Origin of the sequence: Parasutterella excrementihominis YIT 11859 (assembly GCF_000205025.1) — a bacterium.
In the GTDB taxonomy this organism is placed as follows: Bacteria; Pseudomonadota; Gammaproteobacteria; order Burkholderiales; family Burkholderiaceae_F; genus Parasutterella; species Parasutterella excrementihominis.
Genome location: NZ_GL883709.1, coordinates 1 through 7989, shown reverse-complemented (window position 1 = coordinate 7989; position 7989 = coordinate 1). Strand labels below are relative to the sequence as shown.

Below are 7989 nucleotides of genomic sequence, written 5' to 3'. Positions count from 1 at the left end.
TGCTTTCGACAGACTTTTGCAACAGCCCCTTTCTTTTTCTGAGTGATTAGCGCCGAAGCATCTCCCTAGCGTGATCTAGAGTTTTCTGAGTGATCGTCAGGCCGCCGAGCATGCGGGCGATTTCTTGGACTCTCTGGTCATCGGTAAGCGGATAAACATTGGAAACCGGCGCCTCGCCTTCTCCTGTCGATTTTTTCTCAATCTTGAAGTGTTGAGAGGCGCAGCTAGCGACTTGGGGAAGGTGAGTAACGCAGAGAACTTGCTGGTGTTCGCCGAGCTGAGCAAGAAGACGACCGACTGTTTCTGCAACGGCGCCCCCTATGCCGGAATCCACTTCGTCAAAGATCAACGTATCGACGGTAGCAGTCATTGTGTCGGTTACGGCGATCGCAAGACTGATACGAGCCAGTTCACCGCCGGACGCAACCTTGGATAGAGACCGGCGAGGAACGCCGGCGTGGCCTGCAACCAAAAATTCACAGTGATCAATACCTACAGAAGAAGGTGCTTCGGCAGGTGTCACCGCAACTTCAAAAGAACCGCCGGCCATCGCCAGAGTCTGCATGACGTCTGTGATGCTCTTCTGCATCTTCAACGCGCCTTTTTTTCGCTCTTTCGAGAGTTCTCCGGCAAGTTTGTCGTACTGCGTCTTTGCCTTGTGCGCTTTATTAAAGAGCGCCGTCAGATCACTCAGCCCTTCCATCTCAGCTGCCTTCTCGGAGACTTTCTGCATCTCTGCGTAAAGCTCTTCCGGCTCGACATGATATTTGCGAGCCAATTCGAGATAAAGGTTGATTCTTTGATCGAGTTCTTCGAAACGGCCTTCGTCAAAATCCGTGCGGTCTAAATAGTGCTCGACATCATCGGAGGCAGAGTCAATGATTTCACGTGCATCGTTGAGCTGCGTGTAGATCTTCTCGAGTTTCGCATCGACGTCCGACACGTCTCCGATGGCGCTGATAGCTGAGTCGACCAGCTCTAGTGCACTGTAGTCAGCTTCTGTGAGGGCTTCTCGAGCTTTCTGACAGGAATCAATTATGTCGTTGTAACGAGAAAGACGTGTGTGTTCTTCGTTGATACGAGCCCATTCTCCTTTAACCGGAGAAAGCTCCTTCATGTCTTCCAAGAACCATTTCATGCGTTCAAGCTCAGCCTGATTGAAGGCCTGTCTTTCACGAGCCTCTTCCAACGTTTTTTGTGCTTCACGCCATTGCGTCCAGGCGGAACGAACCGCATCAACCTGAGGACGCAAACCGGAGTAAGCATCCAGCATTTCAAGCTGAGAGCCTTTGCGAAGCAGAGATTGGTGGGCATGCTGACCATGAACCACAACCAGCATATGGCTGAGTTCTTTTAACTGAGACAAAGAGCAGGTCGTGCCGTTGATCCAAGAACGGCTTCGGCCTTTGATGTCCAAAGTTCTTCTTAAAACCAGCTCTCCGTTGAGGCCAGAAAGCTCTCGCTCTTCAAGCCAGGTTTTGATCTTGTCGTTGATCGTAAAGCTGGCCGTAAGGTCAGACTTCTGGGCGCCGGAGCGAATAACTTCCGGATCGGAGCGAGCGCCGAAAAGGAGCTGAAGTGCGTCAATAAGGATCGATTTGCCTGCGCCGGTCTCACCGGTCAGTGCAGTAAAACCGTCTGAAAATTCCAAATCAAGTTTGTCAACGATGACAAAGTCGCGAATGTTCAGTGAACAGAGCATGAGAGATTATCGGTCCGTGGGAAGGTAGTTCCAATGTAACTTTTTGCACAACGTATCGAAGTAGTTGTGTCGACTTGGATGGAGAATTTTAACGCGATGCGGGTAGGGGGAGGCCTTAATGATATCACCTACTAAAACCTCGGAATTATCCTGCATATCGAAATAAAGAGTGGCATCTCTCATATCTGTCACGGTAATTTCGATCAGAGAGTTCTCCGGAATCACGATCGGACGATTCGCTAAGGAATGCGGCGCAACCGGAATGAGAAGTGTGCAAGCAACCGAGGGATAAATCATCGGACCGCCGACGCTTAGTGCATATGCCGTCGAACCGGTCGGCGTGGAAACAATTAAACCGTCTGCTCTTTGGCGGCTCATCGGAAGTTTATTAACCGAGACCGACACTTCAATCATGCCGCCGGAGTTGCCTCGGGAAACGCAGATTTCGTTGACTGCGACATTGCGGTAAATCTCTTTGCCGTCGCGAATCTGAATTCCTTCAAGGAGGCACCGGGTGTCGGTGTAATAGTGGCCGCTCAGGATTTCGGAAATTTCTTCGACCATTTTGTCTGACGGAATGTCGGTCACAAAACCGAGACGACCGGCGTTAATACCGATGAAGGGTACATCGTAGTGCGCCATGCGGCGGGAAACGCCTAAGAAGGTTCCATCGCCGCCATAAATGATAATGAGGTCGGATTTTTTGCCGATTTCGTCACGGGTGAAACCTTCTCCGAGCGAAAGTGCTTCCGCCGGCTTTTTCTCCAACAGAACTTGGCGTCCAGATTTAATAAGAAGCTCAGCAATAATGCGCAGAGGTTCATAATCGAGAGAGTCTCGCTTTCCGAAAACTCCGACGGTGCTGAATTCTTTTGTCATTGTCTACTCTTTACTCCGTACCAAATTTTTCGAATGCTTCATCAAGCAGCTGAAGGGTTTTTCCCGGTTTTCGAACTTCGTAAAGTAAATTTGTTAAGGCCGGTCCCTGAACCGTACAGATCCAATCTTCAGATGTCCAAAATTGGAAGGTCTCACGCAGGAGTACGCTCGAGCCTTTGACGGTTAAACAATCATCGTCGTCAATTTTGATTCGAACCGTGGGATCGTTTCGGTCCTTCAGGCATTCGCTCAGCGTCCAGTATTGGTAAAAGGCGAGTTCTGGGTTCTCCTGACGGTCAATCCAATTGTTAATGATCGCTGGGAAACGAAGTCTGGCAATTTCTTTCAGATGGTCATTGGCGGAGTCAAATGATCGAAAGGACAGAAAAACGGGAAGATCGGAGACAACCAATGCCAGATTGTTTCCTTGCCAGTCGGTCTTGCAGTAATGATAGGAATCTCCTCCGAGCGTCAGACTTTTGGTAAAACGATCCGAGACAATCATCAAAGGGGGATCATCCGGATATTGCTGATAGGGAATGGAGAGAAGGAGCAAGCGGCTCCAGAGGACAGCGTTTTGTTCCAGAGGATGATCAGCTGCGTATTTCAGCAGCGCCGGGCTCAAATACCTGTCGATGTACTTTTGCGGCGGCCGCTCTGAGCAGTCGGACACAAATAAAAGCGGATAAGGCAGAGAAGAGAGCATCGATCTTCAGGAACAAAACAAGTTAATAGAAAGAGCTGTGCTTCGGCTTAGAGGTCAGGCAGGCCAGAGCCATAACTATCCACGCGGCGATCATAAATCCGCCGGAGATCGGGGTGACGAGGGGCCACGGTCTCCACTGAGCAAGGACCAGCAAGTAAATGCTCAGTGAAAAGCCGATCGAGCCGATTAGAAGCAGAAGACCGGCCAAGTTAACCAAGCCGGCTTTGAAATGGTTGGTTGCCCAAGCGATCGCAAAAAAACCCAAAGCACTGATCAGTTGGTACTGAACGGCGTATTCAAAGGCTTCGATGGAACGAGGCACATCCACAATGGCCCGCAACCCATGCGCACCGTAGGCGCCCATAGCAACGCCGGAAGCAAGCAGAAGACTTCCGATGAAAGCCCAAAAATGCATATTGAATCCTTATTCCAAAATATCAGGGACGGCAACGGCGTGGAAGCCGGCGTCAACATATACATTATCGCCCGTAATGCCGGAAGCGTAGTCAGAGAGCAGGAAGGCTGCCGTGTTGCCGACTTCATCAATTGTGACTGTGCGTCTGAGTGGAGCAGCCGTTTCCATGTATTTTAAGATTTTGGAGAAGTCTTTGATACCGCTTGCAGCTAGAGTCTTGATCGGACCGGAGGAAATTGCATTTGCCCGAATGCCTTTGGGTCCGAGGCTGTTGGCAAGATAGCGAACAGAAGCTTCAAGAGCGGCCTTGGCGACACCCATGGTGTTGTAGTTCGGCACAACGCGCTCACTGCCTAAATAAGTGAGCGTCAGCACCGATGAAGGGTGACCCTCCATTAGAGGAACAAGCGCTTTGATCAGTGCCGGGAAAGAATAGGCGGAAATGTCCAGAGCCGTCTTGAAGGCATCCCGAGATAAGCCCTCCAAGAAGTCTCCTTGAATGGCTTCGCGCGGAGCGAAACCGATAGAGTGAACCACACCGTCTAAGCCTCCCCATGTTGTCTTGAGAGTCTCGGCCAGAGCAAAAATCTGAGCGTCATCTGCCACATCTAGCGGAAGGACGATTTCGCTGTCAAATTCTTTAGCAAAGCCTGTAATACGGTCCAAGAATCTTTCATTCTGGTAAGTGAAAGCGAGCTGAGCGCCTTCACGATGACAGGCTTTGGCAATGCCATAGGCGATTGAACGGTTGGATAACACACCCGTTAGCAAGATTTTTTTGTCTTTGAGCAAACTCATTGTTCTTCCTTGTCCTTCCAGAGGAATTTCTAAACTCATGGAATATTAAGCGACTTTGTGAACAAAAGTTCAAATCTTGCCGAATTCAGTGCGAATTGCAAAAAACAATTAAAGGAGGTGCAGAAAAGTACGTAATTCAGAATTAAGTCATCAACCATAGCGAAAACGCAAAAAAGCGCAGTGACCAAAAAGCACGCTGCGCTTCAATTAAGAAAGAATTGGACTTATTGAGACAGTTTTAATGTTTGTCCGACCTTGAGGTTGTTATTACGGATGCCGTTTAACTTTTTCAATTGGTTGACCGACATGTTGGCTGAAGATGCAATAGAGAAAAGCGTGTCGCCTTTCCTGACTTTGTAGGTTTTCTTTTTAGCTAAGGGACGCTTGCTGACCTGCTTCTGCACTCTTTCCGGAACCTCTTCCAGCACTACATGCCGTTTGGTCGGCGTACCGGAAGCATTGATGGTCAGGCGCTGACCGATGGAAATATTATTGCCCGAAATGTTGTTGGCATTTCTCAATGCAGACGCTGTGATGCTGTAGCGGTTAGCGATGCTGTAGAGCGTATCGCCTTTTCTAACCACATAGAACTTGGTGGAGGCGACTGGTGTATCGGGCGTGCTCCTTGTCGTAGTAGGGCGGGAGGTCGTTGTCTGGCGAGTGACGATGGGCACATTGACTCGAAGTGTCTGACCGACGCGCAGCCGTTGGGAACGCAAGCCGTTGCTCTTCATTATTGTTGCCGGAGAGACACCCAGGCGGCGTGCCACGCTTCTCATGTTGTCTCCGCGGCGTACGCGATAAGTCACGCGGCGGTAGTCTTGCGCTAAAGCGAAAGAGGCATCAATCGTATCGGAAGAAATATCCTCAGCGTTTCCTAATCCGCTGGACTTGCTGACGAGAACTAGGGATCCTGGTTTGATTCTTCTGCCTGCGGGAATCTGGTTGGCCTCTCGCAGCGCAGCTTCTGTCATGTGGGCCTTGCGCGCGATCGCAGCAACGGTATCCTCAGGCTGCACTCGGTAGGTAGTCCAGCTGGAGAGCGGTTTTCCGCTGGTGCGATAAGCGACCAAGTTTTCGATAAATTGGTCGAGCTTATCTGTCGGCATTAGCATCGAATGATTGTGGGAAGCAACAATAACAGGACGATTGAAAGAAGGATTGAGCGTACTGAATTCTTCATGACTCATACCGGCAAGTTTTGCGGCACGTTTGACGTCGATATCTTGGTCTTTAAAGATTTGAACGAAAAAAGGTTCGTTGTAGATCGTAGGAAGTTTGATGCCGTAATCGTTTGGATTCTGAACGATATTCTTAATCGCCTGAAGCTTGGGGTAGTAGTTCCGGGTTTCTGCAGGCATCTTGAGCGACATGTAATCGGTTGGAAGCCCTAATGATTGATTGCGCTTAATCGCGCGTCGTACATTGCCTTCTCCCCAATTGTATGCCGCAAAGGCAAGCGGCCAATCATCGAATTCGTCGTGCAGTCTCTGTAAGTAGGTGAGGGCGGCAGCCGTACTCTGCAGTACGTCGTAGCGCTCATCTTTCCACATTGTTTGGTCGAGTTCATAGTGCTTACCGGTAGCCGGCATGAATTGCCAAAGACCGGCAGCCTTTACTCGAGACTTAGCGTTTGTGACAAAAGCACTTTCCACGAATGGCAGAAGGGCAATTTCGGTCGGCATTCCGCGTGCGGTGACTTCTTCAATGATGTGGTAAAGGTACTTCTGAGAGCGGTTGGCCATGCGTTGTAAGTAATCCGGACGTTTGGAGTATTTAGCGAGGTTTTCATCCACGACAGAATTCTCCATGTTCGGGATCTTGAAGCCGTCCCGTACGCGTGTCCAAACCGTATAGATTTCGTCGTCATCAGCACCTGGGGTCACGATTTCTTCAATTTCGCCCGGAGGCTCGGAAGCGTAAGGAGACAACGGAAGCGCTAATGCTAAAGACAAAGCCAACGTACGGAGAGAGGTTTTCAAAAACATCGGAGTGGTGCTCAGAAGTCAGGATAAAGATACAATTATTAGGCAATTTAAAGGAAAATCATTCCGGATCGATGAGATTGTGTTTCAAATATCATCGCCCGCAATGTCAGTCATTTATGGCCGAAACAATAACACTCGAAAAATTTTACTCTTCATCGCTGGGCCAATATGCCCTGCGGTGGGAGCAGAACCAATACGACAAATTGGTATCCGATTGTTTCGGATATAACGCGGTGCAGCTTGGGGCGACCGGGATCGATTTTTTAAAGAACAATCGGATCGGGCTTAAGGTTGCCGCGGAGCCGACCTTGCGGCCTTTGACTCAGCTTTTAGAAACGGATGACAGGACGCCCTTGCAGATGCTGTTTGAAGCAATGCCTTTTGAGAGTGAAAGCATAGATTTAGTCGTTATGCCTCATGCATTGGAGGTCTCTGAGGATCCACACGCTTTGTTGAGAGAGGTATACCGAATATTGATTCCGGGCGGAAGGGTTATTCTGACGGGATTTAATTTAATGAGCTTATGGGGGCTGCGTTTTAAAATGCAGCGCTTCGGGGCGAAGACTTTTCTTCCCGGCAAACAGTTTATGTCGGTTTTCCAAATTCGCGACTGGCTTCACTTGCTCTCATTTCATGTAGACAGAGGGGCTTTCGGATGCTACGGTCTCACGTTTTCTTCCGCTCAGATTAAGGAAGACTCCTGGATTGAAAAGGCTGGCGATCGCTGGTGGCCGCAGTGCGGCGCAATTTTTGCGATCAGTGCTACCAAAGAAGTGCCAGGCTTTAAGCTTGTCGGACGCGCTGTGAACAAGAAATTTTTCTTCTTGGGGCGCCGGCCTGCTCCTAAGAGCGAATGAGTATAAAACCGATTCAATGTGATCAGATTAGAGATGAAAGAAGTAGAAATTTGGACTGACGGGGCTAGCAAAGGCAACCCGGGTCCCGGCGGATGGGGCGCATGGATGAAATATAAAGGCCATGTCCTTGAGCTTTGCGGCGGAGCCTTGAGCACAACCAACAACCAGATGGAATTAACGGCTCCAACGGAAGCTTTATGCCGCCTAAAAGAGCCTTGCAAAGTAATTCTTCATACCGATAGTAAGTATGTTCAACAAGGAATGACAGCGTGGATCTACGGCTGGATTAAAAAAGGCTGGAAGACGGCTGACGGCTCACCTGTAAAAAATGCCGAGCTTTGGAAAAAACTGTACGAAGCATCAAAGCCGCATGAGGTTGATTGGGTTTGGGTAAAAGGCCACGATGGAATCGAAGGTAATGAACGCGCAGATTTCCTTGCAAATCTAGGGGTTGAGAAGACTCTCGAGCAGAGCAAGAAAAAGGATTAAAAAATCGTGTAGAATCTCGCTTTATTGGAAAGCACGGTTAGCTCAGGGGTAGAGCACTGCCTTCACACGGCAGGGGTCACTGGTTCGAAACCAGTATCGTGCACCAACCATAATTCCAGCCCGCTGATATTTTGCGTTTTTCAGTGATCTAGCCG

8 protein-coding genes and 1 tRNA gene are annotated in these 7989 nt (G+C 49.4%); 3 read left to right on the top strand and 6 right to left on the bottom strand.

Annotation, left to right across the window (positions count from 1 at the left end):
* Positions 1-46: 46 nt before the first annotated feature.
* The 6 genes from recN to HMPREF9439_RS06635 all read right to left on the bottom strand — a co-directional run bounded on the left by recN (position 47) and on the right by HMPREF9439_RS06635 (position 6488).
* A complete protein-coding gene (gene recN / locus HMPREF9439_RS06660; RefSeq protein WP_008864253.1) occupies positions 47-1702 on the bottom strand; it encodes a DNA repair protein RecN in 1656 nt (551 codons plus the stop codon).
* A gap of 6 nt (positions 1703-1708) precedes the next feature.
* The gene (locus HMPREF9439_RS06655) at positions 1709-2581 is read right to left on the bottom strand and encodes an NAD(+)/NADH kinase (protein ID WP_008864252.1); all 873 of its coding nucleotides are present in this window, start codon (positions 2579-2581) and stop codon (positions 1709-1711) included.
* Between the two features lie 10 nt (positions 2582-2591).
* Positions 2592-3287 (bottom strand): hypothetical protein, encoded by a 696-nt coding sequence (locus tag HMPREF9439_RS06650; protein ID WP_008864251.1) that lies wholly within the window; start codon positions 3285-3287, stop codon positions 2592-2594.
* A 22-nt stretch (positions 3288-3309) separates the two neighbouring features.
* A complete protein-coding gene (locus HMPREF9439_RS06645) occupies positions 3310-3702 on the bottom strand; it encodes a DUF423 domain-containing protein (protein WP_008810748.1) in 393 nt (130 codons plus the stop codon).
* Between the two features lie 9 nt (positions 3703-3711).
* On the bottom strand, positions 3712-4500 hold the full coding sequence (locus tag HMPREF9439_RS06640; protein ID WP_008810749.1) for an enoyl-ACP reductase FabI: 789 nt from the start codon (positions 4498-4500) through the stop codon (positions 3712-3714).
* Positions 4501-4724: 224 nt separating this feature from the next.
* Complete coding sequence (locus tag HMPREF9439_RS06635; protein ID WP_008864248.1) at positions 4725-6488, bottom strand: LysM peptidoglycan-binding domain-containing protein; 1764 nt, start codon at positions 6486-6488, stop codon at positions 4725-4727.
* Positions 6489-6604: 116 nt separating this feature from the next.
* On the opposite strand from HMPREF9439_RS06635, the gene HMPREF9439_RS06630 reads away from it, so the two are divergent.
* The 3 genes from HMPREF9439_RS06630 (at position 6605) to HMPREF9439_RS06620 (ending at position 7940) form a co-directional block, all read left to right on the top strand.
* Positions 6605-7345, top strand: coding sequence for a class I SAM-dependent methyltransferase (locus tag HMPREF9439_RS06630; protein WP_008864247.1), 741 nt, complete (start codon positions 6605-6607; stop codon positions 7343-7345).
* A gap of 33 nt (positions 7346-7378) precedes the next feature.
* The gene (gene rnhA / locus HMPREF9439_RS06625) at positions 7379-7834 is read left to right on the top strand and encodes a ribonuclease HI (protein WP_008864246.1); all 456 of its coding nucleotides are present in this window, start codon (positions 7379-7381) and stop codon (positions 7832-7834) included.
* A 31-nt stretch (positions 7835-7865) separates the two neighbouring features.
* Positions 7866-7940: transfer RNA gene (locus tag HMPREF9439_RS06620), tRNA-Val, on the top strand.
* Positions 7941-7989: the final 49 nt, after the last annotated feature.